General features: G+C 50.8%; 10 protein-coding genes, 1 tRNA gene and 2 rRNA genes. 7 read left to right on the top strand and 6 right to left on the bottom strand.

Annotated features, from left to right (window positions below):
* Position 1 precedes the first annotated feature (1 nt).
* Both dtd and AC6R03_RS03520 read right to left on the bottom strand, forming a co-directional pair.
* The gene (gene dtd / locus AC6R03_RS03525) at positions 2 to 436 is read right to left on the bottom strand and encodes a D-aminoacyl-tRNA deacylase (RefSeq protein ID WP_500625617.1); all 435 of its coding nucleotides are present in this window, start codon (positions 434 to 436) and stop codon (positions 2 to 4) included.
* The gene (locus tag AC6R03_RS03520; RefSeq protein WP_487903083.1) at positions 408 to 1,349 is read right to left on the bottom strand and encodes a virulence factor BrkB family protein; all 942 of its coding nucleotides are present in this window, start codon (positions 1,347 to 1,349) and stop codon (positions 408 to 410) included. The genes dtd and AC6R03_RS03520 overlap by 29 nt, the downstream gene beginning before the upstream one ends.
* Positions 1,350 to 1,452: 103 nt before the next feature.
* On the opposite strand from AC6R03_RS03520, the gene AC6R03_RS03515 reads away from it, so the two are divergent.
* On the top strand, positions 1,453 to 2,091 hold the full coding sequence (locus AC6R03_RS03515) for a DUF2959 domain-containing protein (RefSeq protein WP_500630187.1): 639 nt from the start codon (positions 1,453 to 1,455) through the stop codon (positions 2,089 to 2,091).
* A 131-nt stretch (positions 2,092 to 2,222) separates the two neighbouring features.
* Here AC6R03_RS03515 and typA read toward each other — a convergent pair whose 3' ends face one another.
* Positions 2,223 to 4,052 (bottom strand): translational GTPase TypA, encoded by a 1,830-nt coding sequence (typA, locus tag AC6R03_RS03510; protein ID WP_487903085.1) that lies wholly within the window; start codon positions 4,050 to 4,052, stop codon positions 2,223 to 2,225.
* Positions 4,053 to 4,594: 542 nt separating this feature from the next.
* Between typA and glnA the strand changes: the two genes are divergently transcribed.
* The 6 genes from glnA to add all read left to right on the top strand — a co-directional run bounded on the left by glnA (position 4,595) and on the right by add (position 13,211).
* Positions 4,595 to 6,004, top strand: coding sequence for a glutamate--ammonia ligase (gene glnA, locus AC6R03_RS03505; protein ID WP_500630188.1), 1,410 nt, complete (start codon positions 4,595 to 4,597; stop codon positions 6,002 to 6,004).
* A 142-nt stretch (positions 6,005 to 6,146) separates the two neighbouring features.
* Complete coding sequence (locus tag AC6R03_RS03500; RefSeq protein ID WP_500630189.1) at positions 6,147 to 6,767, top strand: DUF4124 domain-containing protein; 621 nt, start codon at positions 6,147 to 6,149, stop codon at positions 6,765 to 6,767.
* A 118-nt stretch (positions 6,768 to 6,885) separates the two neighbouring features.
* Complete coding sequence (glnL, locus tag AC6R03_RS03495; RefSeq protein WP_334554963.1) at positions 6,886 to 7,932, top strand: nitrogen regulation protein NR(II); 1,047 nt, start codon at positions 6,886 to 6,888, stop codon at positions 7,930 to 7,932.
* Between the two features lie 79 nt (positions 7,933 to 8,011).
* Positions 8,012 to 9,415 (top strand): nitrogen regulation protein NR(I), encoded by a 1,404-nt coding sequence (glnG, locus tag AC6R03_RS03490; protein ID WP_334554965.1) that lies wholly within the window; start codon positions 8,012 to 8,014, stop codon positions 9,413 to 9,415.
* A gap of 139 nt (positions 9,416 to 9,554) precedes the next feature.
* Positions 9,555 to 12,110, top strand: a complete 2,556-nt coding sequence (gene gepA / locus AC6R03_RS03485) for a phosphodiesterase GepA (RefSeq protein WP_500630190.1) — start codon at positions 9,555 to 9,557, stop codon at positions 12,108 to 12,110.
* 96 nt (positions 12,111 to 12,206) lie between these two features.
* Positions 12,207 to 13,211, top strand: a complete 1,005-nt coding sequence (gene add, locus AC6R03_RS03480) for an adenosine deaminase (protein WP_487903088.1) — start codon at positions 12,207 to 12,209, stop codon at positions 13,209 to 13,211.
* A 235-nt stretch (positions 13,212 to 13,446) separates the two neighbouring features.
* Here the strand turns inward: add and AC6R03_RS03475 are convergent.
* From AC6R03_RS03475 to AC6R03_RS03465, 3 genes are all read right to left on the bottom strand, one after another.
* A tRNA-Ser gene (locus tag AC6R03_RS03475) sits at positions 13,447 to 13,537 on the bottom strand.
* A 162-nt stretch (positions 13,538 to 13,699) separates the two neighbouring features.
* Positions 13,700 to 13,815, bottom strand: a 5S ribosomal RNA gene (gene rrf / locus AC6R03_RS03470).
* A gap of 85 nt (positions 13,816 to 13,900) precedes the next feature.
* Positions 13,901 to 16,682, bottom strand: a 23S ribosomal RNA gene (locus AC6R03_RS03465); the annotation flags it as partial.

Genomic DNA, 16,682 nt, shown 5'->3' with positions numbered 1-16,682 from the left:
TTTACGCTTGGAGCCAGAAGGTCACTGGGCCATCATTGACCAAAGAGACTTTCATATCCGCGGCAAAGCGTCCTCGCTCTGTGGGCAGTACTTGCTCACACAGATCGGAGAAATAATTATAGAGGCGCTCGGCATCCTGTGGCGCCGCGCCGCGAGAAAAGCCCGCTCGCGTGCCCTTTTTGGTGTCTGCGGGTAAGGTGAACTGCGAGACGACCAACAGCTTACCACCCACTTGCTGGACGTTGAGGTTCATTTTCCCCTCCTCATCGCTGAACACGCGATAAGCGGTGACGCGCTCCATCAAGCGCTTGGCTTTGGCTTCGTCGTCGTCTTTTTCGACCCCAAGCAGGACCAATAAGCCATGTTCAATCTCACCCACGACATCGCCATCGACGCGAACGGCCGCTTCACTCACTCTTTGAATCAGCGCTATCACTCTCTTTTCCTTCTTGTTGTGCTGTCTCATCTGGGCGTGAGTGTACCACGGCTAACGTCTGGCTCCACTTCTCCCGCTCACCAAGAGAAGCTGTGACTTCTGCGCCAATCAACACAATCAGCCAGCACAAATAGACCCAAACGAACAAAATCGGAATCGCGGCCAGCGCGCCATAAATTAACTGATAGGAAGGAAACTGAGTAATGTAGAGGGCAAAGCCTTTTTTGCTCGCCTCAAACAGCAGCGCCGCAACAATCGCGCCGATCACCGCGTGGGTAAACCGGACCTTTTTATTGGGCACCAACATATAAAGACCAATAAAGGCGAAAAAGGACAACAAAAACGGCAACCAGCGCAGCATCAAGGTGTAGATACTCGACAAGGTTTCATGCTCAAGAATTTTTAGCGAGGTGACGTAAGAGGTCGCGGCGATACTTGCCCCAACTAGGATAGGGCCGAGTGTGAGCACCATCCAGTACATCGAAAAGGAGAACACCAAACGGCGCTTTTTGCGCACCCTCCAGATATAATTGAGATTCTTATCGATGTTGGAGATCAGCATCAGCGCTGCGACAAATAAGAACGCACTGCCGATCGCCGTCATCTTGCCCGTATTGGTAACAAATTGCAGCAGCGCGTTTTTCACCGCATCGCCCGCCGCAGGGACAAAATGGGTAATGACAAAGTCTTGAATCACCTCGCCTGCGTTCTCAAATACCGCAAACGAGGACAAAATGGACAGCAGCACCGTCAACATGGGCACGATCGACAGCAGCGTAATGTAGGCCAAATACCCCGCATTCACACTGACGCGGTCGTGGTCAATGCGCGCAGCGAGGTAGCGCACAAACAGCGCAGCCAGCTTGATGACAGGCTCCAATTTCAACTTGTATCTCCTTGTTTCCTCAGTCATCCTATGACTTTATCAGGATTAACAGTATAAACCTAAACGTGCGCGCCGTGGGGCAATAAGCCAAACTTCTCACACGCGTGTTCGGTCAGAAAAGGAATTCACTATGCCGCAGTTACTCACCCTTATGCTCTCTCTGCTGACCTTGGTTGGCTGTCAATCCACCTACTATTCAGCGATGGAGCAAGTAGGCTATCACAAACGCGATATCATGATCGATCGGGTTGAAGACGCCAAAACGTCACAGCAAGAGGCGCAGCAAGAGTTCAGCAGTGCGCTTGAAGCGCTATCGGTACTGACGCAGTTTGATGGCGGTGAGCTGGAAAGCGTCTACGAGCAAATCAACGACAAGTACCAAGCCAGTGAAGAGGCGGCCGAAGAGGTAGCCGCGCGCATTGCCGCGATTGAAGATGTTTCCGAGGCGCTGTTTGATGAGTGGCAAGAGGAGCTGGATCTCTACACCAGCGCGACGCTGCGCCGCTCAAGCGAGCAAAAGCTGCGTGAGACCAAAGCCTCTTACCAAACCATGCTCAAAGCGATGAAGCGCGCAGAAAGTAAGATGACCCCAGTGCTCAACACGCTGCGTGACAATACGCTCTATCTCAAACACAACCTCAACGCCAGCGCGATCGGTTCATTGCAGGGTGAATTTACCAACCTAGAGAAAGAGATTCAGTTTGCCATCGCGCAAATGAACGAGGCGATCAGCGAATCCGATAAGTTCTTGCAAACTTTGCAGCAATAGAGCCCTATTCTCTCTTTCTCTCCAAACAATATTTCTGCCCAAGGCATCTCCCTCCTGGGGCATCTCCCAAAACAAAAAAAGCCCCTAGTCTCAGACTCGGGGCTCATTAAATACGTTATGCTTTAAGGCGATTACTTCGCTGCGCGAGACGCACGCTTACGGTCGCTTTCCGTTAGGAACTTCTTACGAATACGGATGCTTTCCGGCGTTACTTCGACTAGCTCGTCATCATCGATGAACTCTAGCGCTTGCTCAAGCGTCATCTTGATTGGCGGAGTAAGCACCTGCGCGTCATCGGTACCCGATGCACGAACGTTGGTAAGCTGCTTACCTTTCAGTGCGTTAACGGTTAGGTCGTTGTCACGGCTGTGAATACCAATCACCATGCCTTCGTACACTTCCACACCGTGACCGATAAATAGGCGACCACGCTCTTGAAGGTTGAACAGCGCGTTAGTCAGCGCTTTACCCATAGCGTTAGCAATCAGTACACCGTTGACACGTTGACCGATGTTACCGCCTTTGTGTGGCGCGTAGCGATCAAACGTATGGTAAAGAAGACCAGAACCCGACGTTAGCGTCATGAATTCGGTTTGGAAACCAATCAGACCACGAGATGGCATTTCGAAGTCCATACGAACGCGGCCTTTACCATCTGGAGACATGTCTTTCAGCTCACCTTTACGCAGGCCGATGTTCTCCATGATGCCGCCTTGGTGCTCTTCCATCACGTCGATCGTTACCGTCTCGAATGGTTCCAATAGCTGACCATTCTCTTCTTTGATGATAACTTCAGGACGCGATACCGCAAGCTCAAAGCCTTCACGACGCATGTTTTCGATCAGGATAGAGAGGTGAAGCTCACCACGGCCTGATACACGGAATTTGTCTGGATCGTCCGTTTGCTCAACACGCAGTGCTACGTTGTGAACCAGTTCTTTCTCTAGACGCTCAAGGATGTTACGTGACGTCACGAACTTACCTTCTTTACCCGCGAATGGAGACGTGTTGACTTGGAACGTCATGGTCACTGTTGGCTCATCAACAGACAGTGGTGGGAGCGCTTCAACTGCGTTTTGTGCACAGATGGTGTCAGAAATTTTAAGCTCACCCAGACCTGTGATGGCGATGATATCACCCGCGTTCGCTTGCTCCACTTCGTGACGCTCTAGGCCAAGGTAGCCCATAACAGTGCCAACTTTACCGTTGCGCGTTTTACCGTCTGCACCGATGATCGTCACTTGTTGGTTCGCTTTCACGCTACCACGAGTCACACGAGCCACACCGATAACACCCACGTAAGAGCTGTAGTCTAGCTGAGAAACCTGCATCTGCAGTGGACCATCAAGGTCAACATTTGGCGCATCAACCACATCAACGATGGTTTGGAATAGAGGTTCCATGTTCTCGCCTGTTGCGCCTTCTTCTAGCGTAGCCCAGCCATTCAGTGCTGACGCGTAGACCACTTTAAAGTCTAGCTGTTCGTCGGTCGCGCCTAGGTTGTCAAATAGGTCAAACACTTGGTCCATAACCCAATCAGGACGAGCACCAGGGCGGTCAATCTTGTTGATGACAACGATAGGCTTTAGGCCGTGTGCGAAGGCTTTTTGCGTTACGAAACGGGTTTGCGGCATCGGGCCGTCTACCGCGTCAACGATCAGTAGCACTGAGTCTACCATCGACATGATACGTTCTACTTCACCACCGAAGTCCGCGTGTCCTGGGGTATCAACGATGTTGATGCGGTAGTCATTCCAGTTGATGGCGGTGTTTTTCGCCAAAATGGTGATGCCGCGCTCTTTCTCGATGTCGTTCGAGTCCATGACTCGCTCTTCCGCTTCACCGCGAGACTCAAGCGTGCCTGATTGCTGGAGCAGTTTGTCAACCAGCGTGGTTTTACCGTGGTCAACGTGCGCGATGATCGCGATATTTCTTAAATTATCAATCTGTGGAGTAGCCATGGATTTGATTCACTCGAATATGAGAAACACGCCGTTTATCTTAGGTGAATAAGGGTCATTGCCCTATTACCTATCAAACCGCGTGCTTACTTGATTAAAAAAACGGCCATAATGTACCAGATTTTCGCAAAAAACCCAGAAATATGTGATCTGCTTCGGCTCTTTTCACCTTTATTTTCCGTTTTTTCTCGCAGGCATTCCAATACGGCCTGACGTACCGACGCACAGTGCAGATTAGGTGAAAAATGCGGATTGACAATTGAGCAAAATCTAGGCTGAATGGTGTTCGGTCTTGAGTCATATTGGTGCATAAAAATGAAATTGCACCAAAACAATGCACTACAAGATCATTTTGGTGCAACAACGTGCACCAAACTTAAGCCCCATCCGCTAATTAATTGAAATTAATGGATTAATTTTTTTGGCATGATTTTGGCTTAGTTTGGATCAGCATCGGTTAATCAAGCGACACGGAATTAATCAATGCTGGATTTTTCCAAATCGAGTCATTCACGCTTTATCAACACTGGAGGTTTTCCAAGATGTCAGTAGAAAATGTTCTATCGCTGATCCAAGAGAACGAAGTTAAGTTCGTTGACCTACGTTTCACAGATACAAAGGGTAAAGAGCAACACATCTCTATCCCGGCTCACCAAATTGATGCGGACTTCTTCGAAGAAGGCAAAATGTTTGACGGTTCTTCTGTTGCTGGCTGGAAAGGCATCAACGAGTCAGACATGGTGATGATGCCAGACGCAACAAGCGCTGTACTTGACCCATTTACCGAAGATGCGACTCTGAACATTCGTTGTGACATCCTAGAGCCTGCAACCATGCAGGGCTACGATCGCGACCCACGCTCTATCGCAAAACGCGCGGAAGACTTCATGCGTTCAACAGGTATTGCTGACACAGTGCTTATCGGTCCTGAGCCAGAATTCTTCCTGTTTGATGACGTAAAATTTGCGACTGACATGTCAGGTTCATTCTTCAAGATTGATGACGTTGAAGCAGCGTGGAACACAGGCTCTGACTACGAAGAAGGCAACAAAGGCCACCGTCCTGGTGTGAAAGGCGGTTACTTCCCAGTCGCGCCAGTTGATTCTTCTCAAGACATCCGTAGCGCCATGTGTTTGATCATGGAAGAGATGGGTTTGGTTGTTGAAGCACACCACCACGAAGTGGCGACTGCGGGTCAAAACGAAATCGCAACTCGCTTCAACACGCTAACAACAAAAGCGGATGAAATCCAAATCTACAAGTACGTCGTACACAACGTAGCTCACGCGTTTGGTAAGACAGCCACCTTCATGCCTAAGCCACTCGTGGGTGACAACGGTAGCGGTATGCACGTTCACCAATCTCTAGCGAAAGACGGCGTAAACCTGTTTGCTGGCGATAAGTACGGCGGCCTATCTGAAACTGCGCTTTACTACATCGGCGGTATCATCAAGCACGCTCGCGCAATCAACGCATTTGCTAACCCGTCAACTAACTCATACAAGCGTCTTGTTCCAGGCTTTGAAGCACCTGTTATGCTCGCTTACTCAGCGCGTAACCGCTCTGCATCAATCCGTATCCCTGTGGTACCAAGCCCTAAAGCGCGTCGTATCGAAGTCCGCTTCGGTGACCCAGCAGCGAACCCATACCTATGTTTCGCAGCAATGCTGATGGCGGGTCTTGACGGTATCAAGAACAAGATCCACCCAGGCGAAGCAATGGACAAAGACTTGTACGACCTACCAGCTGAGGAAGCAGCAGAAATCCCAACTGTTGCCTACTCACTGAAAGACGCACTAGAAGAGCTGGATGCAGACCGTGAGTTCTTGACAGCTGGTGGCGTATTCTCTGACGACTTCATCGACTCTTACATCGGCCTAAAAGCGCAAGATGTAGAGAAAGTGAACATGACAACGCACCCACTAGAATTCGAACTTTACTACTCAGTATAAGTCTCGGTATAAGAAATCTAGTCGCGACGTTTCGTCACGTTACATAATTCTAAGGCTCGCCTCGCAGGCGAGCTTTTTTTATCTGTGCACTTTACCACTCTTGACTACTATGGGTTCACACCGTCAACGTGAGAGCTTAAGTATGAAACCTCTAGCCCCTTTCACTGCGTTCACTTTACTGAGTCTATCCTTTGTAAGCCTGCCGCTTTGTCACGCCCAGACTGTCTACACTTGGGTCAATGATGAGGGGGTGCGCCACTTCAGTGATTCACCCGGTCATGAGCGGGCGAGCGCTTTAACCTTGCCTGACGTCGACTCCCCGCCGCCCCAACCGGAATTTGATGCTGCCGAGCCAGTGCCAAGCAGAGACCATTCAAACGCACAAGCAGACGCGCGCAGCCAAGAGACCACAAGCGCCTCTTCGGAGCACGCCGCTACCTCTTTGCAAGTGAATACACCTTTGCAAGTGACGATTATCTCACCCAGTGACGATCAAGCCGTGCGCAGCAACAGCGGCCGTTTGACGATTCAAGGCGAAGCCAACCGAAAACTGGCGATTGGCGAGCAGTTTCAACTGTTGATGAACGGTCAACCCTTCGATGCGCCAACACACCGCCCAAACTGGTCCTTGACCAATGTGGACAGAGGCTCACACTCTTTTATTATTCAAGCCTTTAGAGACGGCAAGCTTATTGCATCTTCCAACCCTATTACGGTGCATCTACAGAGAGTCAGTACCGCTGCGGCGCCGAGCTCGCCCTAAGCCCATAAAATCAAGCTTTTGAGCTTTTACTCTCTCTGGGATTGCGCCATACTTGGGTGTTGCAGTGCACCATTTTTGTGCATTGCACTATTCAGGTTCACGGAAGAGGGTAAACCGAGTGGAAAGTGGATTAAACGACATCATCTTGAATCATCAAGTGACCGCGATACTCATCATGAACGAGTCGCTTCAGGTTCGCTACGCCAACCCTGCTGCCGAGCAACTCTTTGCCCAGAGCATGAAACGCATTGTGGGCCAACCACTCTCTCATTTAGTTCAGCACGCTTCGATGGATCTCGCCTTGTTGTCGCAGCCCCTGCAAAGTGGTCAAAGCATTACCGACAGTGACGTGACCTTTGTTGTTGATGGCAAACCGCTGATGTTGGAGGTTACCGTCAGCCCAATATCTTGGGAAAAGAAACTGATGCTGCTGGTTGAGATGCGTAAGATTGGTCAACAGCGTCGCTTATCACAAGAGTTGAATCAGCATGCGCAGCAGCAAGCCGCTAAACTCTTAGTGCGTGGCCTTGCGCACGAGATCAAAAACCCACTTGGCGGCCTGCGTGGCGCCGCTCAGCTGCTCGAGCGTACCTTGCCCGATCCAACACTGACCGAATACACCCACATCATCATCGAGCAAGCGGATCGCCTGCGCGCCTTGGTCGACCGACTGCTTGGCCCGCAGAAACCGGGCAAAAAGCAGCTCGAAAACTTACACCTCATTTTGGAAAAAGTCCGTCAGTTAGTGGATCTTGAAGTCAATCAGCGTATCGAGATAGAACGCGACTACGACCCAAGTTTGCCGGAAATTTTGATGGACGCCGACCAGATTGAGCAGGCACTGCTCAATATCGTGAGTAATGCCGGACAGATTTTGTCATCGCAAGACAATGGCAAGATCACCATTCGCACCAGAACGGTGCACCAAACCAATATCCATGGCCAGCGCTGCAAACTGGCAGCGCGCATTGAAGTGATTGATAACGGCCCCGGCATTCCATCTGAACTGCAAGATACGCTGTTTTACCCTATGGTCAGCGGCCGAGACGGCGGAACGGGTCTAGGATTATCCATCGCGCAGAACCTTATCGATCAACATCAAGGAAAAATCGATGTCGAAAGCTGGCCAGGAAGAACCACATTTACGATTTATCTGCCCATTTAAGGTAGAGATTTATTTGCTGCCCGACGTCAAAGGCGAAGGGAAAGACTGTCATTTGGCGATGCTGTGAGGAAAGGAAGTTATGAGTAAAGGATACGTTTGGGTCGTCGATGATGACAGCTCGATTCGTTGGGTAATGGAGAAGACCTTATCGTCGGCCAATATTAAATGCGAAACTTTCGCGGATGCTGAGAGTGTCTTAATGGCTCTTGAGCGCGAGTCACCCGATGTATTGGTGTCGGATATTCGCATGCCGGGCATTGATGGCATTCAGCTACTCAAGCAGGTTCACGAGGCCTCACCCGACCTGCCTGTTATCATCATGACGGCGCACTCTGATCTGGATGCCGCGGTCAACGCCTACCAAAAAGGGGCGTTTGAATATCTGCCCAAACCTTTTGATGTCGACGAAACCCTCACCTTAGTGGAGCGTGCGATTACGCACAGCCACGAGCAAAAGCGTGAGCACGCCACCGCCGACCATGACACCTACAGCCCGCCAGAAATCATCGGTGAAGCACCGGCAATGCAAGAGGTATTTCGCGCCATCGGCCGCCTATCACGTTCGTCCATTTCGGTGCTGATTAATGGCGAGTCCGGTACCGGTAAAGAGCTGGTGGCACACGCACTGCACCGTCATAGCCCTCGAGCGAGTAAACCGTTTATTGCCCTCAACATGGCCGCGATTCCCAAAGATTTGATTGAATCGGAGCTGTTTGGCCATGAAAAAGGCGCTTTCACCGGTGCCAACAACGTGCGCCAAGGCCGATTTGAGCAAGCCAATGGGGGAACCCTGTTTTTGGATGAGATCGGTGACATGCCGCTCGATATTCAAACTCGCTTGCTCCGTGTCTTGGCCGATGGTCAGTTCTATCGCGTCGGCGGCCACTCGCCAATCAAAGTGGATGTGCGTATCGTCGCTGCGACCCACCAAAACTTAGAAAAATTGGTTCATGAGAACAAATTCCGCGAAGATTTGTTCCACCGCCTGAATGTCATCCGCATCAAGATTCCGTCACTGCGCGAACGCAAACAAGACATTGAGAAACTGACGCTGCACTTCTTAGCACTGGCCGCCGAAGAGCTGGGCGTAGACGTGAAGACACTGCATCCGACCACAGTAGACACGTTAAACCGCCTCGATTGGCCGGGTAACGTGCGCCAGCTAGAGAACGTCTGTCGCTGGCTGACCGTGATGGCCAGTGGCAGTGAAGTGTTGCCCAACGATTTGCCGACGCAGTTACTGCAAGACAGCCATACTACGCAAAGCAGTGGCGAAGGCAACTGGCAGCAACAACTGTCGAGCTGGGCGCGAGACGCACTCTCCAAAGGCGACTCTGAGCTGCTCTCTTACGCACTTCCTGAATTTGAACGTATACTTTTAGAAGCAGCACTTGAACATACCAACGGTCACAAGCAGGATGCCGCAAAGCTCCTTGGTTGGGGGCGCAATACACTTACCCGCAAACTGAAAGAGCTTTACTGATTGTATTTAAAGAGAAAATCGAGATGCAACCCTTTGCATTATAAGGATCCAAGGTCTCGATTTTTCTCTGATTTTTTCCTCGCTTGACTGTTTTAAAGCCGATAAGATGACTTAACGCACACGCAAGAATCCGGACTTTATGGCGACCACTCAAATCACTCTAAGAACTGCCGTTGTTCTCCCATTCGTGATGATCTTTATCATCACGCTGGGTGTGATTGTTGCGGTACAAAAAAGCAGTTATGAAGACATGGTCGTGAACGTCAGTGACCAGGCGCTCTCGTCACTGACCGACAACGTCACCTTAGAGCTCAATCACTTTCTCAGTCCCGCCTTTGATGCCAGTCTGGCGATCAGCCACACCATCGGCTTTGGTGAGCTCTATCGTCATGATGATATGCGCCAAATCGAAGCGTATCTGCGCAGCAGCTTTTCGGATCTCTATCGCTCGATCCCTAACTTGGATGCGATTGGTTTTGGTGGTGAAGGCGCCGAATATGTCGGTTATCGCCGCGAAGCCAATCAAGGGCTGACCTTGATGCTAAAAGACCGCCGCACTTTAGACAAACTGGTGATTTATCGCGGTCAACAGGTCTCTGGAGAGGTTCGCTCCGTCATCGATAACTATGACCCGCGTGTGCGCCCTTGGTACACGCCAATCGCAGACCATCACCATGGTGCCTGGTCGTCCATTTACGCCAATGCCGATGAGCGGCAAGATATCACGCTGACCGCACTGACGCCCGTGTTTGCTGAAGAAAAGTTTGTCGGCGTGGTGGGTGCCGATCTGAAAATCGACACGTTTAATGCCTTCTTGCGTCAGCAGCGCGATAAGAACAGCGTGATTATTTACATTACGGATGCCGAGCAGCGTTTAGTCGCCCATTCCACCGAAGGGAGCGTCGTTTCTTGGGGTACCGCGCAGAGCAAAAAAGGCGACCGCCTGCTTGCCATCGAGAGTGGTCATCCGGTGGTCAAAGCCAGTGCCTTGCACGCCAGCGAGGCCAATCTATTCCAGCAAGGACGTTTCGAGCAGCAGCAATATTATCGCTTCCCGCTTTCGCTAAATGGCCAACGTTACTTCAACCACATTACGCCCTACACCGACTCGCATGGTTTGACCTGGTATATCGGCGTCGCCATCGCTGAGCAAGATTTACTGGGCGATTTGGCACAAAGTCAGCGCAACGGTTGGTTAACGGGTTTATTGGTCAGCGTCTTGGGGGTCCTCGTCTGCCTTATCGCTCTGAACAAAGTGGTCAAACCCATCACCTCAACCGCTGATGCCGCCAAGCATCTTGCCAAAGGCGATTGGGATAGCCACATGCCTAAACCTGGCCATATCTATGAAACCAATCTCTTGGTGTTCGCGTTTAACGAAATGGCAAACAACCTCAAAGCCTCTTTCAAAGCCTTAAAATCGCAACTGCTGTACGACTCGCTGACTCGCTTATACAGCCGTGAAGGGCTGGTCGATACCTGTGATAGCCTGAGAAAGCTCGAGGGGACCCTGCTGTTAGTCGGGATCAACAAATTCCGTGATATCAATGACAGCCTCGGCCACCTGCAAGGCGATCAACTGCTGGCGATCATTGCAGAGCGGCTGAAAACACGGTTTGAACAAAACAGCTATTTGGCGCGCATCGGTGGCGATGAGTTTGCGATTTATATTCCCGCTCATCGCGACAACGAACCTGCAAATGTCTACGCTAACCAAGTGTTGCAGATGTTTGCCTCGCCGTTTTCCATGGCGAGTGAAAATGTGGTAGTCAATGTCTCCGTCGGGATTGTGGAAGAAGGGCCGAGCCACAACATGACCCTGTGGCTAAGAAACGGCAGTATTGCCCTGAGTAACGCTAAGCAAGAGCCGTCCAACATCAGTTACTACAAACCCGAGATGGCGGATATTTCGCGCAAACGCACGCTAATGCAAGCGAAGATCCAATCCGGCGTGGAGAAGCAAGAGTTCTTACCTTTCTATCAACCGATCGTTGATTTAGCCAGTGGCAAAGTGGTCGGCGCCGAAGCGCTAGCACGCTGGCAATCCGCAGATTCAGGGCTTATCTCTCCTATGGAGTTCATCCCTATCGCTGAAGAGAGCGGACTGATTGGCGCCATCGGTGAGACCATTTTGCGTCAAGCGTGCAACGACACGGTGAAGGGGATGCAAGACGGCAAATGGGATGAGAATTTCCATATCCACGTCAATTTGTCGGTTAAACAACTGTCGAATGTCGATTTGATTGCCTCACTCAAGCGCATCCTTGATGAGTCCGGTCTCGATGCCGATAACCTGACGTTGGAAATCACCGAGTCCCGTATTGTCGATAATGACCCAGTGATCATCAAAAACATGCGGGCCATTCGCGATCTTGGTGTCCACATCGCCATCGATGATTTTGGTACCGGTTATAGCTCACTGGCGTATTTGCACAAGCTGCCGTTCGATTGTCTAAAGATCGATCGCACCTTTGTCAACAAAATGCGCCCAGAGCAGCTCGATACGTCGATCGTCGCTGCGATTGTCAACATGACCAAGAGCATGAAAGTGGAACTGGTTGCCGAAGGGATCGAGACCCAAGAGCAAGCGCAAATGCTCACCTCCCTCGCCTGTCCATTAGGTCAAGGCTTCCTCTACAGCCGCCCCATTACCTATCAGGATTGGCCAACAGATCTGGTTAACATGAAGCGATAATCAGCACATCGGGTCGATTTTGCGCGCTTATCCTACTGACACTCACATCATTGACTCTTATACTTAGCTCAAATTAGACCCATTGGATCCGTCATAATGATAACGAAAAATCTCCCGCTTACCGATTTGCACCGTCACCTTGACGGCAATATTCGCACTCAAACGATTTTAGAACTGGGCCAGAAGTTTGGCGTCGCCTTGCCCGCGTATGATGTGGCATCGTTAACCCCCCACGTACAAATTGTGGAAGCAGAGCCTTCATTGGTTGCCTTTTTGTCCAAGCTTGATTGGGGCGTAGCGGTCTTGGGCGATCTTGACGCGTGTCGCCGAGTCGCCTATGAAAACGTGGAAGACGCTCTGAATGCTCGTATTGACTATGCCGAGCTGCGTTTCTCTCCTTACTACATGGCGATGAAACACAAACTGCCCGTGGCTGGTGTGGTGGAAGCCGTCGTCGATGGTGTAAAAGCGGGTGTGCGAGATTTTGGCATTCAAGCCAATCTGATTGGGATCATGAGCCGCACCTTTGGCACCGATGCCTGTCAGCAAGAGTTGGATGCGATTTTGACACAGAAAGATCACATTGTTGCCGTTGACCTCGCCGGTGACGAACTCGGCCAACCCGGTGATCGCTTCGTGAAGCACTTTAAGCAAGTGAAGGATGCGGGCCTCAACGTCACGGTTCACGCTGGCGAAGCGGCGGGAGCAGAAAGCATGTGGCAAGCGATCAACCAACTTGGTGCGACGCGTATTGGCCACGGTGTAAAAGCCATCCACGACCCGAAATTGATGGATTATCTCGCAGAGCAGCGCATTGGCATTGAGTCCTGCCTAACGTCTAATATCCAAACCAGTACCGTGGATTCATTGGCCAACCACCCAATTAAGACCTTCCTTGAACATGGCGTGCTAGCCTGTCTCAACACCGACGACCCTGCTGTTGAGGGTATTGAGCTTCCTTATGAGTATGAGGTCGCTGCGCCGCAAGCAGGCTTGTCAGCAGAGCAAATTCGTCAAGCTCAGATCAATGGTTTAGAGTTGGCCTTTTTGTCCGAAGCCGACAAACAAGCCCTGAGAGAGAAAGTCGCCCAGCGCGTCTAGAACACGCCTTACCGTCCGTATCTAGCCGACCGCATCTAGCCAGCCATCGTGCTGGCTTTTTTGTATTTGGCGTTTGTGGGTGTCGTTTTTGAGGGGAAAGGTCAAGGACAGGTAGGTTGCAGCGACTCGAAAAACACATGATAGTGACAGTCGCAGTCGGTAGATATAGATTTGAAAAAATAGATATGCGCAGATATGAAAAAAGCCTCGCTATCACTAGCGAGGCTTTCAATAGTGGCGGAGAGATAGGGATTTGAACCCTAGATACGCTATTAACGTATGCCGGTTTTCAAGACCGGTGCTTTCAACCACTCAGCCATCTCTCCACAAATTGTGTAATCAAAGTCTTACTCACCCTTAAAGGTCGCTTTGATTAAGAAATTGTTTCTGTAACGCCGCAGATTTTGGTGTGAGAAGCGCAGTGTGCAGTCGCACATGAGCATCGCAGCAACAAAAGATGCAAGTTACGGGAACAATTTACAATCGAAGCCTGGCGATGTCCTACTCTCACATGGGGAAGCCCCACACTACCATCGGCGCTAATTCGTTTCACTTCTGAGTTCGGCATGGAATCAGGTGGGTCCAAATCGCTATGGTCGCCAAGCAAATTCTTTAATTCGGAAAGCTGTTTACGTTCTTACACATTCAATGTTCTTACATTGAGTCCATCAAAACCCTTTGGGTGTTGTATGGTTAAGCCTCACGGGCAATTAGTACAGGTTAGCTCAACGCCTCACAGCGCTTACACACCCTGCCTATCAACGTTCTAGTCTCGAACAACCCTTAAGGGCACTTAAAGTGCCAGGGAAGACTCATCTCAGGGCTCGCTTCCCGCTTAGATGCTTTCAGCGGTTATCGATTCCGAACTTAGCTACCGGGCAATGCGTCTGGCGACACAACCCGAACACCAGAGGTTCGTCCACTCCGGTCCTCTCGTACTAGGAGCAGCCCCCTTCAATCTTCCAACGCCCACGGCAGATAGGGACCGAACTGTCTCACGACGTTCTAAACCCAGCTCGCGTACCACTTTAAATGGCGAACAGCCATACCCTTGGGACCGACTTCAGCCCCAGGATGTGATGAGCCGACATCGAGGTGCCAAACACCGCCGTCGATATGAACTCTTGGGCGGTATCAGCCTGTTATCCCCGGAGTACCTTTTATCCGTTGAGCGATGGCCCTTCCATTCAGAACCACCGGATCACTATGACCTGCTTTCGCACCTGCTCGAATTGTCATTCTCGCAGTCAAGCGGGCTTATGCCATTGCACTAACCTCACGATGTCCAACCGTGATTAGCCCACCTTCGTGCTCCTCCGTTACTCTTTGGGAGGAGACCGCCCCAGTCAAACTACCCACCAGGCACTGTCCTCACCCCGGATAACGGGGCTAAGTTAGAACATCAAACATACAAGGGTGGTATTTCAAGGTCGGCTCCACAGATACTGGCGTACCTGCTTCAAAGCCTCCCACCTATCCTACACATGTAGGCTCAATGTTCAGTGCCAAGCTGTAGTAAAGGTTCACGGGGTCTTTCCGTCTAGCCGCGGGTACACTGCATCTTCACAGCGATTTCAATTTCACTGAGTCTCGGGTGGAGACAGCGTGGCCATCATTACGCCATTCGTGCAGGTCGGAACTTACCCGACAAGGAATTTCGCTACCTTAGGACCGTTATAGTTACGGCCGCCGTTTACCGGGGCTTCGATCAAGAGCTTCGACCGAAGTCTAACCCCATCAATTAACCTTCCGGCACCGGGCAGGCGTCACACCGTATACGTCATCTTACGATTTTGCACAGTGCTGTGTTTTTAATAAACAGTTGCAGCCACCTGGTATCTGCGACTCTCAATAGCTCCATCCGCAAGGGACTTCACCGTCAAGAGCGTACCTTCTCCCGAAGTTACGGTACCATTTTGCCTAGTTCCTTCACCCGAGTTCTCTCAAGCGCCTTGGTATTCTCTACCCGACCACCTGTGTCGGTTTGGGGTACGATTCCAACTTATCTGAAGCTTAGAGGCTTTTCCTGGAAGCATGGCATCAATGACTTCACGCCCTTGGGCGCTCGACGTCGTGTCTCAGCCTTAAAGAGAGCCGGATTTACCTAACTCTCAAGCCTACGCACTTGAACCTGGACAACCGTCGCCAGGCCCACCTAGCCTTCTCCGTCCCCCCATCGCAATAAGTTGAAGTACGGGAATATTAACCCGTTTCCCATCGACTACGCCTTTCGGCCTCGCCTTAGGGGTCGACTTACCCTGCCCCGATTAACGTTGGACAGGAACCCTTGGTCTTCCGGCGAGGAGGTTTTTCACCCCCTTTATCGTTACTCATGTCAGCATTCGCACTTCTGATACCTCCAGCATGCTTTACAACACACCTTCAACGGCTTACAGAACGCTCCCCTACCCAATACCTAAAAGGTATTGCCGCAGCTTCGGTTTATAGCTTAGCCCCGTTACATCTTCCGCGCAGGCCGACTCGACTAGTGAGCTATTACGCTTTCTTTAAATGATGGCTGCTTCTAAGCCAACATCCTAGCTGTCTAAGCCTTCCCACATCGTTTCCCACTTAGCTATAATTTGGGACCTTAGCTGGCGGTCTGGGTTGTTTCCCTCTCCACGACGGACGTTAGCACCCGCCGTGTGTCTCCCGGATAGTACTTACTGGTATTCGGAGTTTGCAAAGGGTTGGTAAGTCGGGATGACCCCCTAGCCTTAACAGTGCTCTACCCCCAGTAGTATTCGTCCGAGGCGCTACCTAAATAGCTTTCGGGGAGAACCAGCTATCTCCAGGTTTGATTGGCCTTTCACCCCTAGCCACAAGTCATCCGCTAATTTTTCAACATTAGTCGGTTCGGTCCTCCAGTTGATGTTACTCAACCTTCAACCTGCCCATGGCTAGATCACCTGGTTTCGGGTCTATATCCAGAGACTGAGCGCCCAGTTAAGACTCGGTTTCCCTACGGCTCCCCTAGATGGTTAACCTTGCCACTGAATATAAGTCGCTGACCCATTATACAAAAGGTACGCAGTCACACCACGAAGGTGCTCCTACTGCTTGTACGTACACGGTTTCAGGTTCTATTTCACTCCCCTCACAGGGGTTCTTTTCGCCTTTCCCTCACGGTACTGGTTCACTATCGGTCAGTCAGTAGTATTTAGCCTTGGAGGATGGTCCCCCCATATTCAGACAGGATATCACGTGTCCCGCCCTACTCGATTTCACTGAATGTGCGTTGTCAACTACGGGGCTATCACCCTTTATTGCCGGACTTTCCAGACCGTTCGTCTAACGCATATAAAGCTTAAGGGCTAGTCCAATTTCGCTCGCCGCTACTTTCGGAATCTCGGTTGATTTCTTTTCCTCGGGGTACTTAGATGTTTCAGTTCCCCCGGTTCGCCTCGTTATGCTATGTATTCACATAACGATACCTGCTTATGCAGGTGGGTTTCCCCATTCGGAAATCCC

It is taken from the genome of Vibrio sp. R10-SG-ISO4, assembly GCF_059834135.1.
The sequence above is the reverse complement of the archived record's forward strand: the minus strand, read 5'-3'. Positions and strand labels throughout refer to the sequence as shown.

What these genes read in the sequence shown, in the direction of transcription:
- add (WP_487903088.1), top strand. Translation starts at nt 12,207, where the DNA reads ATGATAACGAAAAATCTCCCGCTTACCGATTTGCACCGTCACCTTGAC.
- AC6R03_RS03500 (WP_500630189.1), top strand. Translation starts at nt 6,147, where the DNA reads ATGAAACCTCTAGCCCCTTTCACTGCGTTCACTTTACTGAGTCTATCC.
- glnA (WP_500630188.1), top strand. Translation starts at nt 4,595, where the DNA reads ATGTCAGTAGAAAATGTTCTATCGCTGATCCAAGAGAACGAAGTTAAG.
- gepA (WP_500630190.1), top strand. Translation starts at nt 9,555, where the DNA reads ATGGCGACCACTCAAATCACTCTAAGAACTGCCGTTGTTCTCCCATTC.
- AC6R03_RS03520 (WP_487903083.1), bottom strand. Translation starts at nt 1,349, where the DNA reads ATGACTGAGGAAACAAGGAGATACAAGTTGAAATTGGAGCCTGTCATC.
- AC6R03_RS03515 (WP_500630187.1), top strand. Translation starts at nt 1,453, where the DNA reads ATGCCGCAGTTACTCACCCTTATGCTCTCTCTGCTGACCTTGGTTGGC.
- glnG (WP_334554965.1), top strand. Translation starts at nt 8,012, where the DNA reads ATGAGTAAAGGATACGTTTGGGTCGTCGATGATGACAGCTCGATTCGT.
- typA (WP_487903085.1), bottom strand. Translation starts at nt 4,052, where the DNA reads ATGGCTACTCCACAGATTGATAATTTAAGAAATATCGCGATCATCGCG.